Raw genomic sequence first — 17093 nt, 5'->3', positions numbered from 1 at the left:
CTATTCGCGCCCGATCAGCGCGAGCAGCCGATAGCCCGCGACGACGCGGTTCGACTGTGCCTCCAGCACCGAAAGCCGCGCGGCGATCGCCTCGCGCTCGGCGTTGAGCAGATCGAGCTGGGGTTTCTGGCCGACCAGCACTTCATCGCGCATATTGCCGGCGGCTTCGGTGGCGGCGGCGGCCTGATCGCGCCGCGCGGTTTCGACCAGAGCGGCCGTGCGCACCGCGCTGAAACCGGCCGTAACCGCTTCGTCGACCTGCGCCCGCGCCTGTGCGAGCTGCGCTTCGGCAGCGCGTACTTCAGCGCTTGCCTCGGCAATCGCGCCGCCGGTGCGACCGCTGTCGAACAGCGTCCAGCGGGCGCGCACGCCTACCGTCGCCTGATCGCCGCGATAGCCGGGGAAGAACTGGTCGCGCGTGGTCGATGCTTCGGCATAGGCGCCGATCGTCGGACCGCGTTCGGCCTTCGCGCCGCGCTCGGCGGCCCGCGCCGCGTCGACGCCCGCTTCCGCCTGCGCGATCATCGGGCTGTTTTCGCGCGCGATCGTGATCGCATCTTCCAGCGTCGCAGGCGTTTGCGGCGGTGGCGGCAGCGACGCCAGCCTTCCCGGGTCCCGCCCGATCAGGCTGGCAAGCCGCGCACGCGTGACCCGGATCTGGCCTTCGGCGCCGGCCAGCCCCGCCCGCGCTTCGGCGAGCCGGGCATTTGCCTGCGAGACATCGGTGCGCGGCGCGTCGCCGACCTCGTAGCGGTCCAGCGCATTGCGTGCGATCCGCTCGGTCACGGCGACGAGTTGTTCGTACAGCCGTTTACGCTCCTGCGCGATCAGCACCGCGCCATAGGCTTCGGCGACATCGGCGGCGAGCATCGCGCGCGTCTGCTCGCGCGCCGATTGCGCAGCGGCCTCCCCCGCCCGCGCCTGTTCGATCCCGGCGCCCACGCGACCGCTGGTGAAGAGCGGCTGTTCGATGGTGACTTGCGCGGCGCGCGGCGTGACATCATCGGCCATCAGCCCGAAAAATCCGCCCGGATCGAGCCGGCCATAGCCGATCGTGCCGGTGGCCGTGACGGTGGGCCGGTTCTGTGCACGGGCCTGCGCCGACCGCGCCTGCGCGGCTTCGAACCGCGCATCGGCGCGCGCCGCGACCGGCGCATTGGCCTGGGCCTCGGCAATCGCCTGTTCCAGCGTCAGGGTCGCCGCGGTCGGATCCTGCGCGGCCGCGATCAGCGTAAGGGTCAGCAGGGGCAGCATCATGCTCACCGAAAAGCGTTGCCCGGACGCAGGCCGAGCGCCTTGAAGAGCATCGCCGCCGGGCAGAAGCCGGTGAACGCGGCCTGCATCATGTTGAGCCCGGCAAAGGCCGTCAGCGCCAGCCACCAGGGATGGACGGTGAGCGACAGGACGATGCCGAGCAGCACGACGAAGCCGGCAAAGACGAAAACGGCACGATCGACGTTCATGACGGTTGCTCCTTCAGGTCACTTGCTGGTGCGCTGGGGACGGATCTTGAGCTTGCCGATGCCGAGCAGCTTGAGGCCGAGCCGCTCGTAAAAGGGCTCCGACTGGCCGGTGCGCACCTTGTAGAGAAAATAGCGTTCGAACATCACCTTGGCGCGGTGGACCCATTTGCCCTGCCCCGCCCAGTTGACGTTGCGCGGCGGGATTTGCGGCTGCGCGACGAAAGCGACGCCGCCGTCGCCGAAATCGGCGAGGCAGATGGCGTTCCAGCTCGCTTCGTGGCTGGGCTCGCTGCCCGCCAGTTCCTCGGCGATATTCTCGACGATCGCAGTCATCATGCTTTCGATCATGAAACCGGTCTTGGGCACGCCCACCGGCACCGGCGTCGGCCCCGTCGGTGGGATCGCGACGCAGACGCCGAGCGAATAGACGTTGGGGAAGGTCGGATTGCGCTGATGCTTGTCGGCAAGGATGAAGCCGCGCGGATTGACCAGCCCTTCGACGCCCCGAACCGCACTCACGCCACGGAACGCCGGCAGCATCATCGAGAAGGCGAACGGCATGTCCTGTGTCTTCGCGACGCTGCCATCCTCGGCGACATGCTCGACATGCATCATGCCGTCCTCGACGCTCGCGATACGCGCGTTGGTGACCCATTTGATGTCGCGATCGCGCATCCGGCTTTCGAGCAGACCCTTGGTGTCCCCCACCCCGTCAAGGCCCATATGGCCGATATAGGGTTCGGAACTGACGAAGGTCATCGGCACCTGATCGCGGATGCGGCGGCGACGCAGCTCGGTGTCGACGATCATCGCGAATTCATAGGCCGGGCCGAAGCACGAGGCACCCTGCACCGCGCCGATGATCACCGGGCCGGGATTTTCGACCAGCCGGTCGAAGGCATCGGCCGCCACCTTGGCATGCGGGCCGGTGCACACCGATTGCGTAAAGCCGCCCTCGGGTCCGAGCCCGGCGATTTCGTCGAACGCCAGTTCGGGGCCGGTGGCGATGACGAGATAGTCGTAAGCGATGCTCGTCCCGTCATTGAGCTCGACTCGGTTTTCGGTCGGAACGACCTTTTTCGCGCCCGCCGAGGAGAATTCTATGCCGCGCTTTTTGAACACGGGCGGCAGATCAACCTGCACTTCCTCCATCTCGCGCCAGCGGACCGCGACCCAGGGATTGGAGGGAACGAAGGTATAGGTGTCGGTGTCGGACAGCGCGATGATCTCGGCCTTCCTGCCGAATTTCTCGCGCAGGGCGAACGCAGTGATCGTTCCTCCCAGACCCGCGCCCAGCACCACGATTTTCGGCTTGGCCATCACACTCTCCTGCATCGGCTCGAAAGTCCATTTACATACTTGCGTTATATGCGCAACTATAATAATTACGCAAGAAGTAAGTTGCACCGGATGCATGAGATGATCCCGAAACCGCACCTCTCTGCCCATACGGAAAGCTCCCAATTCGGCGGGTTTCCGGGCGTTGCTAGATTTCGGGACGGCACTCGAATGCTCGACGGGCCTAAACGAATGAAGACAGGGGAGAATCACCCAATGATGCGGACGGCGACAGTGTTGGCGGGCGCGCTTGCCCTCGTCGGCTGCGGTTCGAGCGAGGAAGCGCAAGCCCCTGCGGCGAAGCCCATACAGGGCGAAAAGCTGACCGTCGCGCGCACGACGGTTCCCCAGAGCAAGCCGCTCGCCGCCGAGATCGCGACTCGCGATCAGGCCGAGGCGATGGTGCGCATCCCGGGCACTTTGGTCGATCTGCGCGTCAATGAAGGCGACTGGGTGAAGCGCGGTGAACGGATCGGGCGCGTCGTCGACAATCGCATCGGCCATGAAACCGGCGCGCTCGCCGCGCAGGTCGCCGCCGCCACCGCGCAGGCCGAGGCTGCGCGGGCGGAGCTCGAACGCATCCAGTATCTTTACGACCGCGGCGTCTATGCCAAGGCGCGGCTGGATCAGGCGCAGGCCGCCGCCCGTGCCGCCGCCGCGCAGGTACGCGCCGCGCAACAGCAGCAGTCCGCCAGCGCTTCGGTCGCCGGGCAAGGCGTGATCCTCGCCCCCGCCACCGGCCGCGTGCTGCGCGCCGATGTGCCGCAGGGCTCGGTCGTCTCGCCCGGCATGTCTGTCGCGACCGTAACCGCCGGGCCGCCGCTGCTCCGGCTCGATGTGCCGCAGGCGCTGGCCGATCAGGTGAAGCCCGGCGCACGGGTGACGATCCATGACGCCTCCGAACTCGACGGGCGGCAGGGCACGATCGTCCAGCTCTATCCCGCCGTTCAGGGCGGGCGCGTGCGCGCCGACGCCGAAGTGCCGGGCCTCAACGCCGATCTGGTCGGCCGCCGGGTGAGCGTGACGCTCGATGTCGGGACGCGCGACGGCATCGTCGTGCCGCGCAAATTCGTGTCGACGCGCTTCGGCACCGATTATGTCACGGTCATCGACAAGGACGGCAAGGCGACCAGCGTGCCGGTGCAGACCGCCCCGGTCGCAGGATCGGCAACGGTGGAAATCCTGTCGGGCGTGTCCGCGGGTGACGTGATCGTCGCCGAAAGCGCCGGCCGATGAGTCTGGGGCTTTCCGGGTCGCTGACGCGCGCGACGATCCAGTCGCCGCTGACGCCTTTGTTTCTGCTCGCCGCGATCGTCCTCGGGCTGATGGCGACGATGACGATCCCGCGCGAGGAAGAGCCGCAGATCAGCGTGCCGATGGTCGATATCCGCGTCGGCGCGCCGGGACTTTCGGCCGCCGACGCCGTCGAGCTGGTCGGCAAGCCCCTCGAAACGATCGTCCGCTCGGTCGACGGCGTCGAGCATGTCTATACCAATGCCGAGGATGACGGCATGATGGTGACCGCGCGTTTCCTGGTCGGTTCGGATCAGGACGACGCGGCGACGCGCATCCATGAAAAGCTGCGCGCCAATTGGGACCGGATTCCAGTGGGCATTCCCGAACCGATGGTCACGGTGCGCGGGATCAACGACGTGCCGATCGTGGTGCTGACGCTGACCCCCGATTCCGATCAGGTGGCGCGCTGGACGCCCGCATCGCTGCGCGAAATCGCCGAGCGGCTGCGCACCGAAGTCGCCAAGGTCGATGATGTCGGGCTCACCTTCATTACCGGCGGGGCGCAGGAACAGATCCGCGTCGCACCCGATCCGGCGAAGCTGGCGCTCCACAATGTCCCGCTCGGGGCGCTCGCCGAAGCGGTGGGCCAGGCGAACCGCGCCTTTCCCGCCGGCATGGCGCGCGAGGACGGCAAGGCCGTTACCGTCACTGCCGGGCGGACGCTGACCAATGCCGACGAGATCGGCATGCTCACCGTCTCCTCGGCGAACGGCGCCCCGGTCTATGTCCGCGACGTCGCCACAGTGACGCAGCAGGCGAGCCAGGACCAGAATATCGTCTCGCGCTGGTCGCGCGAGGATGGCGGCGACTGGCATCAGGCCCCCGCCGTCAGCATCGCCATTGCCAAGCGCGCGGGCGCCAACGCCGTCACGGTGGCGCACAATGTCCTGCACCGCGTCGAAACGCTGAAGGGCGAGCTGATCCCGGCGGGGCTCAACGTCTCGGTGAGCCGCGATTATGGCGAGACGGCGAACGAGAAGGCGAACGAGCTGCTCTTCCACCTCGGCCTCGCCACGGTTTCGATCGTGCTGCTGATCGGATTCGCGATCGGCTGGCGCGAGGCGGGCGTCACCGCGATCGTCATTCCGACGACGATCCTGCTCACGCTCTTCGCGTCGAACATGATGGGTTACACGATCAACCGCGTCAGCCTGTTCGCGCTGATCTTCTCGATCGGCATCCTCGTCGACGACGCGATCGTGATGATCGAGAATATCGCGCGCCACTGGGCGATGCCCGACGATCGTTCGCGGATCGACGCAGCGGTCGATGCCGTCGCCGAAGTCGGCAACCCGACCGTGATCGCGACGCTCACCGTGGTCGCCGCGCTGCTGCCGATGCTGTTCGTGTCCGGGCTGATGGGCCCCTATATGGCGCCGATCCCGGTCAATGCCTCGGCGGCGATGATCTTCAGCTTCTTCGTCGCGGTGGTGATCGCGCCGTGGCTGATGATCCGTTTCGCGCGCAAGACGCTGTCGCCCGGCCACGGCCATGCCGAGGATGGCGGCGGCAAGCTCGGCACGCTCTATGCGCGCATCGCGCGGCCGATCATCGCGACCAAGCGCCGCGCCTGGTTCTTCCTCGGCGGCGTCGGCGTCGCGACGCTGCTCGCCTGCTCAATGTTCTATTTCGAAGCAGTGACGGTGAAGCTGCTGCCGTTCGACAACAAGTCCGAAGTGCAGGTCGTGATCGACATGCCCGAAGGCACCGCGCTCGAAACCACCGGCGGCGTCGCCGAACAGGTGGCCGATGTCGTGCGCAGCTTCCCCGAAGCCGAGGCGATGGAACTGTACACAGGCACGTCGGCGCCGTTCAATTTCAACGGCCTCGTCCGCCACTATTTCCTGCGCGACCGGCCTGAACAAGGCGACGTGATGGTGCGGCTGGCGCCCAAGGAGGACCGCAGCCGGTCGAGCCACGCGATCGCGCTCGAACTGCGCGACAGGCTCAAGGCGATCCCGCTGCCCGACGGCGGCTCGCTCAAGGTGGTCGAAACGCCGCCGGGGCCGCCGGTGCTCGCAACTTTGCTCGCCGAAATCTACGGCCCCGACGCGCAGACGCGCCGCGCCACCGCGCGCGAAATCGAGCGGCTGTTCAGGACGGTCCCGTATATCGTCGATGTCGACAACAGCTTCGGTCAGCCGCGCCCGCGGCTCCGCCTGATCCCCGATCGCGAGCGCCTCGATTATTACGGCCTGTCCGAGCGTGACATGTATGACTCGATCGGCATGCTGATGGGATCGCGCACGGTCGGCTATGCGCCGCGGGGCAATGGGCGCACGCCGCTGCCGATCACGATCGAGCTGCCGCAGTCGCAGCGCCGCTGGGACGCGTCGCTCGCCGCGACGCCGGTCGCGGTATCGCATGGCGCGGGCGCCGGTCGCCTCGTCGAGCTGGGCGAAGTCGTCGATGCCGAGCGTCAGGCCGGCAGCCCGACCATCTTCCGCCGCAACGGCCGCCCCGCCGACATGGTGACGGCCGAGCTGGCGGGCGATTACGAGGCGCCGATCTACGGCATGCTCGCCGTCCAGGAAGCGATCGACAATAACGACTGGGCGGCCAAGGGACTGGAAAAGCCCGAGATCAGCCTGCACGGCCAGCCCGAGGACGAGAGCCACACCACCCTGCTGTGGGACGGCGAATGGGAAATCACCTGGGTAACGTTCCGCGACATGGGCGCGGCGTTCGGTGCGGCCTTGCTGGGGATCTATTTCCTCGTCGTCGGGCAGTTCCGCAGCTTCCGCCTGCCGCTCGTCATCCTGACGCCGATCCCGCTGACTCTGGTCGGCATCGTCATCGGCCATATGATCTTCGGCGCGCCGTTCACCGCGACGTCGATGATCGGGTTCATCGCATTGGCGGGCATCATCGTGCGCAATTCGATCCTGCTGGTCGATTTTATCCGCCACGCACAGGGCGACGGAAAGCCGCTGCGCGACGTGCTGATCGAGGCCGGGTCGATCCGCTTCAAGCCGATCCTGCTCACCGCGCTGGCGGCGATGATCGGCGCGGCGGTGATCCTCACCGATCCGATCTTCCAGGGGCTGGCGATATCGCTGCTGTTCGGCCTCGCCTCCTCCACCCTGCTCACCGTGCTAGTGATTCCAGCGATTTACGTGGTGCTGCGCGGCGAGGGCGAACTTGCAACCGAAGAGACGGCTGCATAGTTCCAAAGCTATGAAGGACGACATGCTCGCTTCGATCGACGAGGCATCGGAATTTTTGAAGACGCTGTCGGGGCGCAGCCGTTTGACGATCCTGTGCCATCTGACCGACGGCGAGAAGTCGGTCGGCGAACTGGTGCGGCTCACCGGCGCGCGCGACACCTCGGTCTCGCAACAGCTCGCATTGCTGCGCAAGGACGGGATTGTAGCCGCGCGGCGCGACGGGCAGATGCTCTATTACTCGATCGTCCATGACGGCGCTGCGCGCGTGCTCGAAACGCTGCGCACCGTCTTCTGTCCGCCCGACACGGGCACCGATAGCGACGCCGCCGCGACGCTGGCTAAGTAGCATACCCAATTTCGCCCGCGGGGCGTCTGCATCACCTAGGCTGTACGTTCTTTCGAGGGAGGCAGCCGTGAAGAACATCATGGTTCTGATGCATGACGACGCCGGTCAGGAAGCCCGCTTCCAGGCCGCTCTGGATCTTACCCGCGCCGTGGAAGGCCATCTCCACTGCGTCGATGTCGCGATCCTGCCGATGCTGGTTGGCGGCTTCGGCGATGCGAGTGGCGCAGCGGTGCTGCTCGAACAGGAAACCGAGCGCGAAACCGTCAATCGCGAGCGGATGGAAGCGCGGCTGAAGGCCGAGGACCTTCCCTATGACTGGGTCGAGGAAACCGGCTTTCTGGCCGATCGCGTCCGCTCGAGCGCCGCGCTCGCGGATCTGGTGGTGCTCAATCGCGAGCTTGACCAGATCAAATATCCCGACATGCGCGACTTGGTCGGAGAAATGCTGGTCAAGACGCGCAAATCGGTGATCGCGGTGCCGCAATCGGCGCGCGGCTTCAACGTGTTCGGAACGGCCCTGATCGCCTGGGACGGATCGGAGCAAGCCGAAGCGGCCATGCAGGCGGCGGTACCGTTGCTGCAGAAGGCGCAGACGGTGATCATCGGCGAAATCGCCGACGGGTCGGTCCGGGTTCCCGCCGAGCAAGCCGCCGAATATCTGTCGCGGCACGACATCAGCTGCGAGGTTCGCCGCGAACCCCGTAGCGGCGAAGTGCCGAGCACGGTGCTGCTGACGCTCATTCGCGCCACCGGGGCCGATTGGTTGGTCATGGGCGGTTTCGGCCACAGCCGCTTCATGGAATCGACCTTCGGCGGCGTTACCCAGCGTATGCTGGAGGAATGCCCGGTACCGCTGTTCCTCGCGCATTGACCGCAGGGGCTCGCCCGGCATGACGATCCGTAACACTACCAATCGTCGCGCCGGGAGCACCCGGATACAGCTCCGGTCCGCATAAATCACTGCAGGCTATCGTGAAAATCAAAGTCGTGCCGCGGATGCAGTTCCACGGGGAGGATCATCGGTGAACTGGGGTACGGTAAAGCGGGAAGACGCGCCGCGGCTGTTGCTGGTCGAGGATGATGACGGCGTTCGCCGCGGACTTCAGCTCTTGCTGGAGGGCCAGGGCTTCGCGGTTCAGTCCTTCGCGTCCGCCGGTCCGGTGGTTGCCGACCCCGATTCGCTCACTGCCACGCATCTCGTGGTCGACTATGCCCTGCCCGATCAGGACGGCGTGCATCTGGTCGAGGCGCTGCGTAAACGCGGATGGAAAGGGATCGGCGTGCTGATCACCGCCTATGCCACCGAACCGCTGCGCGAAGCGGCGCAAGCGGCGGGATTCGCTGCGGTAATCGACAAGCCCTTTCGCGACAGCCAGCTGCTGAACGCGCTCGACGGCCGCCGTGCGGCGCCGGGGCCCGCCTGATCGGCGCGATCCGTACGCCAAAGACAGTTTCGTTTCGTACAAAAAAATGCCATCCGCTGACGCAGACGATGGATGGACGAAACCTACCCTTGCGGTCGCACGCGCCCTCGCCTGAAACCGATGACGTGCTGAGGCGCGCGATCACGGCGCGTTCGCTTGCGGGCTTTTTCGCGCGGCTGGCCGTCGCCGCCGGCGCGGTCGTTCTGGCGGCGCTGATCCGCTCCGCATTCGCGCCTTGGCTCCACGAACACAGCCACTATCTTTTCTTCGCCGCCGCGGTACTCGCGGCGGGCGTGTTCGCGGGTACGCGCGCCGCGATACTGGCGGCGCTGCTTTCGGCGGTCGCCGTGATGCTGGCCGGTTGGGCGCGCCTGCCCGAGGGCCTTGCCGAAATGCTCGGTTTCGCCGCGACGTCGGCGGTGATCATAGGGGTCGTCCATCATATCGCGCGGCTGCGGTCGCGGGCACAGGCCCGCGCCGAACAGGCCGCCGGACTGGCGGACGAGCTGAACCTGCTGCTCGACGGCGCAAGCGACTATGCGATCTACATGCTCGATCCCAAAGGCCGGGTGACGCTCTGGAACAGCGCGGCCGAACGGATGAAGGGGTGGCGCGAGGCCGAAGTCGTCGGCCACGATACTGCGATGTTCTATCCGGCCGCCGCCGTGGCGGACGGCAAGCCGCAGCGCGACCTGGATCGCGCGCGCGCCGAGGGGCGGTTCACCGAGGAAGACTGGCGACTGCGCAAGAACGGCTCCGAATTCTTCGCCCATGTCACGATCACCGCGCTCCACGACAAGTCGGGCGACTTGCGTGGGTTCGGCAAGGTGATCCGCGACATCACCGCCGAGCGCGCCGCCGAGCGGCGGCTTCAGGAGAATTTCAACCAGTTCCAGTCGATCCTGGCAACCGTGCCCGATGCGATGATCGTGATCGACGAGGAAGGCCGCGTGCTTTCGTTCAGCGCGGCGGCGGAACGCCTGTTCGGCTACACCGAATCCGAAATGCTGGGCACCAATGTCAGCCGCCTGATGCCGTCGCCCGAGCAGGAGCAGCATGACGACTATATTCGCCAGTATCTGCTCACGGGCGTGAAGCGGATCATCGGCATCGGACGGACCGTGACCGGAAAGCGCGCCGATGGCTCCACCTTCCCGATGGAACTCGCCGTCGGCGAAGCGATTACCGAAGGCGCGCGCGTCTTCACCGGGTTCATCCGCGACCTCACCGACAAGCAGGAGGCCGAAGCGCGGATCGACGCGCTGCGCCAGGAGCTGATCCACGCCGCGCGGCTGAGCGCGATGGGTACGATGGCGTCGACGCTGGCGCACGAAATCAACCAGCCGATCACTGCAGTCGTCAGCTATGTCCGCGGCGCACGCAACCTGCTCGGCGGCGAGAATCCCGACGCTGATGATCGCGCGATGATCGAGGAAGCGCTCGACCTGGCGACAGAGGAAGCGATGCGCGCCGGAGGGATCGTCCGCCGTCTGCGCGAGTTCGTCGCGCGCGGCGATCTGGAAAAAAGCGTGGAGGACCTTCCGGCGCTCGTCGCCGAAGCCGGCAAGCTGGCGCTGATCGGCGCACGCGAAAAAGGGGTCGAGGAGCGGTTCGACATCGATCCCGCGGCCAGCCCGGTCCTGGCCGACAAGGTGCAGGTGCAGCAGGTACTGATCAACCTGATGCGCAACGCGATCGAAGCGATGGCCGATTCCCCCGAGCGCGTACTGACGGTTTCCACCGCCATTCAGGACGCCGAATTCGTGCGCGTCACCGTCGCCGATACCGGACCGGGCGTTGCGCCGGAAATCGCCGCCGATCTATTCCGCGCCTTCAACAGCAGCAAGACCGACGGCATGGGTCTGGGCCTTTCCATCTGCCGCACCATCGTCGAAGCCAATGGCGGGCGGATATGGATGGAACCGGGCGTGCATGGCGGAGCGGTTTTTCACTTCACTCTGACACGAGCTACCGAGGATATGCTGGAATGACCGACAAGCGGCTGATCCACTTGATCGATGACGAAGAGGCCGTTCGCAAGGGCCTGGGCTTCATGCTCAAGACATCCGGCTATGCGGTACAGAGCTGGCCCTCGGGCGTCGAATTCCTCAAGCAGGTCGGCCAGGTCGATCCGGGCTGCATCCTGCTCGACATCCGTATGCCCGAAATGGACGGACTCGAGGTGCAGCGCATGCTCAACGAGCGCGGTGTGCGCATGCCGGTGATCCTGATCACCGGGCATGGCGATGTGACGCTGGCGGTCAGGGCGATGCGCGCGGGCGCCGTCGATTTTGTCGAAAAGCCGCTCGACAACGACGCGCTGCTCGACGCGATCGGCCGCGCCTTTGAACGGATCGACGCGACCAACGACGCACTCGACCGCGAAAACGACGCCGAACGGATGCTGGGCGCGCTGAGCGAACGCGAGCGCGAAGTGCTCGACCTCCTCGCACGCGGCTATCCCAACAAGACCGTGGCCTATGATCTGGGCATTTCGCCGCGCACGGTGGAAGTGCATCGCGCCAATGTGATGACGAAGCTCGGCGCGCGCAGCCTTGCCGAAGCGCTGCGTGTCGCTTTTGCGGCGGGCATGGGCAAGGAAACCGAATGAACGGCGCCTGCCTGCCGGCAGGCTGGCGACAGCCCTGCATATCGCAGCTGCAGAATCGGGACCGCTAAGTAAAGTAACGCGTAGAATCGTTCTGCTGGTCACGATATCGATTCCGCAACTGCGAAGAGATATGAGACCGATGGATGAACGACAACCGAGGCACGAAAGCGCCCTTGACGGGACGTGCAGCGGCGTTGTGTGCGCTTCTGGCACTTTCCGCGTGCAACTTCGCTCCCGATAGCCCGCGCCCCGCCACTGCACTGCCCGCGCACTATGCCGGCGCGGACGGCGCCGCTTCCACGGCCGCAACCGTCGGGTGGCAGGACTTTTTCCGCGATCCGGCGCTTCGCGGACTGATCGGGCGAGCGCTGGCCGCCAATCACGATATCCGCATCGCCGCTGCCAATGTCGCCCAGGCGCGCGCGGCGTGGCGGATCGAAGGCGCCCCGCTCTACCCGCAGCTCGACGCGGTCGGCAGCGGGCAGCGCGGCCAGTCGATCTTCACCCTCCCCGGTGTCGGCACCCAGCCGATCGACGTTCGTCAAGTGAGCGCGCAGCTGAGCGCCGGCTGGGAAATCGATTTCTGGGGCCGGCTGCGCAATCTGCGCGATGCGGCCGCTTCGCGCTTTCTCGCCAGCGAGGAATCGCGGCGGGCGGTGGCGACCGGAATCATCGCGCAAGTGGCGAACGGCTATCTGCTCGAACGCGAATATGCCGAGCGTGTCGCGCTCGCGCGCCAGGCGATCGCCAATCGCACCGACGCGCTGCGCATCATGCGGCGCCGCCACGAAGTCGGCGCGGGGACGCGGCTCGACGTGGCGCGCGCGCGCATCCTGCTGGCGCAGGCCGAGCAGGCGCTCCAGGCGCTCGAACAGGATCGCGCGATCAACCGCAACGCGCTGGCGCTACTTGTCGGCGGCGGCCCGATCGATTTCGACGCCGAACCCGATGCGGTGGCGATCGCGCCGGTGGCGCTGCCGACCGGCCTGCCGTCGGATCTGCTGGTGAACCGGCCCGATGTGATCGCCGCCGAATATCAGCTGCGCGCCGCCAATGCCGATATCGGCGCGGCGCGCGCGGCGTTCTTTCCGAACATCCGGCTGACCGGTGCCTATGGGCTGATCAGCGACGATCTCGACGGATTGTTCAGCGACGGGATCGAAGGGTGGAGCTTCGCGCCCCAGATCACGCTGCCGATCTTTCACGGCGGTCAGCTACGCGGCAATCTGGGCGTCGCGCACGCGCGGCGTGACGAAGCGGTCGCGCGCTACGAACAGACGGTACAGCAGGCGTTTCGTGACGTATCCGACGCACTGGTCCGCCGCCGCCAGATCGGGCTGCAGCTCGATACCGCGCGGGCGCTGGTCGATGCGCAGCGCGAGCGCGCGCGGCTGGCGCAGTTGCGCTTCGACAATGGCCGGTCGAGCTATCTCGAAGTGCTCGATGCCGAGCGCGAGCTGTTCGACGCCGAACAGGCGCTGGTGCAGCTGCGTCGTGCGCAAATGGCGAGCGTGGTCGCGCTCTATGCGGCGCTGGGCGGCGGCTTTCCCGCCGACGCCGCATTCGAGGAAACAACAGAATGACGAGGCAGGTCGCAATGGAAACCGGACGCAGAAAATGGCTGGTGAGAGGCGCGATCGCAGTCGCGGCGGTGGTGGTCGGCTATCTTATCTGGAGCCTGATGCAGCCGGCTGAACTGCCGCCGGGCATCGTCAGCGGAAACGGCCGGCTGGAAGCGGTCGAAATCAACGTCGCGGCCAAGGCGCCGGGGCGGATCAGCGAAATCCTGGTCGATGAAGGCGATCTGGTGAAAGCGGGCGATCCCGTCGCGCGGATGGACGTCGCCGTTCTCGAGGCGCAGCGTGCCGAGGCCGAGGCACAGCTCGCCCGGGCACGCACCGCAGTCGATACCGCGCGTAGCCAGGTCGCGCAGCGGCAGAGCGAGCGCGCCGCCTCGGTTGCCGCGCTGCGTCAGCGTCAGGCGGAACTCGGCGCCGCGCGCAAGCGGCTGGCGCGCTCGGAAACGCTGGCGCAGGAAGGCGCGACATCGATGCAGGAACGCGACGACGACGCCGCAAGCGTCGAAGGCGCACGAGCGGCTGTCGATGCCGCGCGAGCACAGCTCGGAGCGATCGATTCGGCGATCACCACTGCGCGCAGTCAGGTGACCGGCGCGCTTTCGAATGTCGATGCCGCGCGCGCCACACTTGCCCGGATCACCGCCGATATCGATGACAGCGTGCTGCGTGCTCCGCGCGCCGGGCGCGTGCAATATCGCGTCGCGCAGCCGGGTGAAGTCGTCGGCGCGGGATCGCCCGTGGTCAACCTTGCCGACCTCTCCGACGTCTATATGACCTTCTTCCTGCCCGAAACCGTGGCGGGCCGGGTCGGCATGGGCAGCGAGGTTCGGATCGTGCTCGACGCGGCACCCGAATACACGATTCCGGCGCAAATCAGTTTCGTCGCCGATATCGCGCAATTCACGCCCAAGACAGTCGAGACCGAAAGCGAGCGCCAGAAGCTGATGTTCCGCGTGCGGGCCAAGATCGCGCCCGAGCTGCTGCGCCGCAACATTGCGCATGTGAAGACCGGATTGCCCGGCATGGCCTATGTCCGGGTCGATCCCGATGCCGCCTGGCCGGAGGAACTGGCGAATCCGGTCGGGGAGTGAATGCGTGACGCTGCACGCGGCCAGTGACGATGCCCGCGCCGTGGTTTGTGTGCGCGGGCTGACGCTGCACTACGGCAAGACCGAGGCGCTGCACGGCATCGATCTCGACATTCCCGCCGGAACGATGGCGGGGCTGATCGGCCCGGACGGGGTCGGCAAGTCGAGCCTGCTTGCGATCATCGCGGGTGCGCGCGCCTTTCGCGAGGGCAGCGCGCAGGTTCTGGGCGGCGACATCGCCGATGCCCGCCACCGCGACGCCATCTGCCCGCGCATCGCCTATATGCCGCAGGGGCTGGGCAAGAATCTCTACCCCACTCTGTCGGTCGAGGAAAATCTGCAGTTTTTCGGCCGGCTGTTCGGGCACGGCACCGGCGAACGCCGTCGCCGGATCGACAGCCTGACGCGCAGCACCGGACTGTTCCCCTTTCTCGACCGCCCGGCCGGGAAGTTGTCGGGCGGCATGAAGCAGAAGCTGGGGCTGTGCTGCGCGCTGATCCACGATCCCGACCTGCTCATTCTCGACGAGCCGACCACGGGCGTCGATCCGCTCGCCCGCGCGCAATTCTGGGATCTGATCAACACTATCCGCGCTGAACGCCCGGCGATGAGCGTCATCGTCGCGACGGCCTATATGGACGAGGCGCAGCGGTTCGATCGGCTCTACGCGATGGACGACGGGCAATTGCTCGCGAGCGGCACGCCCGCCGAGCTGCTTGCACGCACCGGCAGCGACAATCTGGAAACCGCGTTCGTCGCGCTGTTGCCCGAAGAGAAGAAGCGCGGCCATGAGCCGGTTGTGATTCCGCCGCTCGACGCGGACGATCACGATATCGCGATCGAGGCGAAAAATCTCACCAAGCGGTTCGGCGATTTCACGGCGGTCGACCATGTCGATTTCCGCATCCGGCGCGGCGAAATCTTCGGCTTTCTGGGTTCGAACGGCTGCGGCAAGACGACGACGATGAAGATGCTCACCGGCCTGCTCCCGGCGAGCGAGGGCCAGGCCTGGCTGTTCGGCAACGAAGTCGACCCCAAGGACATCGATACGCGGCGGCGCGTCGGTTATATGAGCCAGTCCTTCTCGCTCTATTCCGAACTCACCGTCCGGCAGAATCTGGAGCTCCACGCGCGGCTGTTCCATGTGCCGCCCGAAGCGATACCCGATCGCGTCGCCGAAATGGTCGAGCGGTTCGGGCTGGAGCGCGTGCTTGAAGAGCTGCCGCCGAAATTGCCGCTCGGCATGCGCCAGCGGCTCTCGCTCGCGGTATCGATGGTGCACAAGCCCGAACTGCTGATCCTCGACGAACCGACCTCGGGCGTCGATCCGGTCGCACGCGACGCCTTCTGGCGGCTGCTGGTCGAACTGTCGCGGCGCGACAAGGTGACGATCTTCATCTCCACCCATTTCATGAACGAGGCCGAGCGCTGCGATCGCATGTCGATGATGCATGCCGGCAAGGTGCTCGACAGCGACGCTCCCGCGCATCTCGTGGAAAAGCGCGGCGCAGCGTCGCTTGAGGAAGCGTTTATCGGCTATCTGGTCGAAGCGGGCGGCGAAGCGGCGCCCGACCCCGATACGAGTGGCGACACCGGGTCCGAGACCGAGGGGCCCGCCCTTGTCGCGACGGATGCGCAGCCCCGCGTCACCCGTGGGTTCAGCCTGCAGCGCATGCTCAGCTATGTCTGGCGCGAGGCGCTGGAAGTGCAGCGCGATCCGCTGCGCGCGACTCTGGCGACGGTAGGATCGGTGATCCTGCTGCTGGTGATGGGATTCGGCATCAGCATGGATGTGAGCGACCTGCGCTATGCCGTGCTCGATCACGACCAGAGCCAGATCAGCCGCAACTATCAGCTCGATATCGCCGGATCGCGCTATTTCGTCGAACAGCCGCCGATCCGCGACTATGCCGATCTCGACAAGCGGATGCGCAGCGGCGAGCTGGCGCTGGCGATCGAGATTCCGCCCGGCTTCGGCCGTGACGTGATGCGCGGCGATTCGGTAGCGATCGGCGCCTGGTTCGACGGCGCGATGCCGCAGCGCGCCGAAACGGTGCAGGGCTATCTCCAGGGGCTGCACCAGCATTGGCTCGCCACCCAGGCGCGGATGCAGGGCATGAGCGCCACGACGGGGCGCGTATCGGTGGAAAACCGTTTCCGCTACAATCCCGATGTCGAAAGTCTCCCCGCGATGGTGCCGTCGGTCATCCCGCTGCTGCTGCTGATGCTGCCCGCCATGCTCACCGCGCTCGCCGTGGTGCGCGAAAAGGAAATGGGATCGATCATCAACCTCTACGTCACTCCGGTGCGGCGCAGCGAGTTCCTGTTCGGCAAGCAGCTTCCCTATGTCGCGCTGGCGATGGTCAATTTCCTGCTGATGCTGCTGATGGCGGTGTTCCTGTTCGGCGTGCCGCTGAAAGGCAGCCTGTTGGCGTTGCTGCTCGCAGGCCTGATCTTCTCGGTGATCGCGACGGGAATGGGGCTGCTCGCCTCGGCGATGACCAAGAGCCAGATCGCCGCCCTGTTCCTGGCGATGGTGGGGACGCTGATCCCGGCGACGACCTTTGGCGGGATGATCGATCCGGTCTCCTCGCTGCAGGGCGCCGGGCGGACGATCGGCGAAATCTATCCCGCCAGCCACATGTTCACGATCAGCAAGGGCGTCTTCAGCAAGGCGCTGGGGTTCGGCGATCTGATCGGATCCTTCGTGCCGCTGGCGCTGGCCGTCCCGGTGATCATGGGCGCGGCGGTGCTGCTGCTCAGGAAACAGGAGCGATAGG

Annotated in this window: 13 protein-coding genes; 10 read left to right on the top strand and 3 right to left on the bottom strand. The window is 66.4% G+C overall.

Annotation, left to right across the window (positions count from 1 at the left end):
* From G5C33_RS08790 to G5C33_RS08780, 3 genes are read right to left on the bottom strand one after another with little or no spacing between them, the layout of a single operon-like run.
* Positions 1-1257, bottom strand: a complete 1257-nt coding sequence (locus tag G5C33_RS08790; RefSeq protein WP_165326862.1) for a TolC family protein — start codon at positions 1255-1257, stop codon at positions 1-3.
* Positions 1258-1259: 2 nt separating this feature from the next.
* Positions 1260-1463 (bottom strand): YgaP family membrane protein, encoded by a 204-nt coding sequence (locus tag G5C33_RS08785; protein ID WP_165326861.1) that lies wholly within the window; start codon positions 1461-1463, stop codon positions 1260-1262.
* An 18-nt stretch (positions 1464-1481) separates the two neighbouring features.
* Positions 1482-2783 carry an NAD(P)/FAD-dependent oxidoreductase gene (locus tag G5C33_RS08780; RefSeq protein WP_165326860.1) on the bottom strand — a complete coding sequence of 434 codons (1302 nt, stop codon included), beginning with the start codon at positions 2781-2783 and terminating at the stop codon, positions 1482-1484.
* Between the two features lie 234 nt (positions 2784-3017).
* Here G5C33_RS08780 and G5C33_RS08775 point away from each other — a divergent pair, with 234 nt between their 5' ends.
* From G5C33_RS08775 to rbbA, 10 genes are all read left to right on the top strand, one after another.
* Positions 3018-4037, top strand: a complete 1020-nt coding sequence (locus G5C33_RS08775) for an efflux RND transporter periplasmic adaptor subunit (RefSeq protein ID WP_165326858.1) — start codon at positions 3018-3020, stop codon at positions 4035-4037.
* Complete coding sequence (locus tag G5C33_RS08770; RefSeq protein WP_165326857.1) at positions 4034-7264, top strand: efflux RND transporter permease subunit; 3231 nt, start codon at positions 4034-4036, stop codon at positions 7262-7264. Before G5C33_RS08775 ends, G5C33_RS08770 begins: the two co-directional genes overlap by 4 nt.
* A gap of 10 nt (positions 7265-7274) precedes the next feature.
* Positions 7275-7610: an ArsR/SmtB family transcription factor gene (locus G5C33_RS08765; protein WP_206518662.1), complete on the top strand. Its 336-nt coding sequence runs from the start codon at positions 7275-7277 to the stop codon at positions 7608-7610.
* Positions 7611-7677: 67 nt separating this feature from the next.
* Positions 7678-8481 carry a universal stress protein gene (locus G5C33_RS08760; RefSeq protein ID WP_228275257.1) on the top strand — a complete coding sequence of 268 codons (804 nt, stop codon included), beginning with the start codon at positions 7678-7680 and terminating at the stop codon, positions 8479-8481.
* 151 nt (positions 8482-8632) lie between these two features.
* On the top strand, positions 8633-9034 hold the full coding sequence (locus tag G5C33_RS08755; protein ID WP_228275256.1) for a response regulator: 402 nt from the start codon (positions 8633-8635) through the stop codon (positions 9032-9034).
* A 125-nt stretch (positions 9035-9159) separates the two neighbouring features.
* Positions 9160-11025, top strand: coding sequence for a PAS domain S-box protein (locus tag G5C33_RS08750; RefSeq protein ID WP_407698071.1), 1866 nt, complete (start codon positions 9160-9162; stop codon positions 11023-11025).
* Positions 11022-11645, top strand: coding sequence for a response regulator transcription factor (locus tag G5C33_RS08745; protein ID WP_165326855.1), 624 nt, complete (start codon positions 11022-11024; stop codon positions 11643-11645). Before G5C33_RS08750 ends, G5C33_RS08745 begins: the two co-directional genes overlap by 4 nt.
* A gap of 173 nt (positions 11646-11818) precedes the next feature.
* Complete coding sequence (locus G5C33_RS08740; protein WP_228275255.1) at positions 11819-13228, top strand: efflux transporter outer membrane subunit; 1410 nt, start codon at positions 11819-11821, stop codon at positions 13226-13228.
* Positions 13225-14316: an HlyD family secretion protein gene (locus G5C33_RS08735; protein WP_407698070.1), complete on the top strand. Its 1092-nt coding sequence runs from the start codon at positions 13225-13227 to the stop codon at positions 14314-14316. Before G5C33_RS08740 ends, G5C33_RS08735 begins: the two co-directional genes overlap by 4 nt.
* Before the next feature lie 4 nt (positions 14317-14320).
* Positions 14321-17092: a ribosome-associated ATPase/putative transporter RbbA gene (gene rbbA / locus G5C33_RS08730; protein WP_407698069.1), complete on the top strand. Its 2772-nt coding sequence runs from the start codon at positions 14321-14323 to the stop codon at positions 17090-17092.
* The last annotated feature ends 1 nt before the right edge of the window (position 17093 follow it).

Source organism: Sphingosinithalassobacter tenebrarum (genome assembly GCF_011057975.1).
Lineage (GTDB): Bacteria > Pseudomonadota > Alphaproteobacteria > Sphingomonadales > Sphingomonadaceae > Sphingomonas > Sphingomonas tenebrarum.
This window is presented reverse-complemented; position numbering and strand designations above follow the sequence as displayed.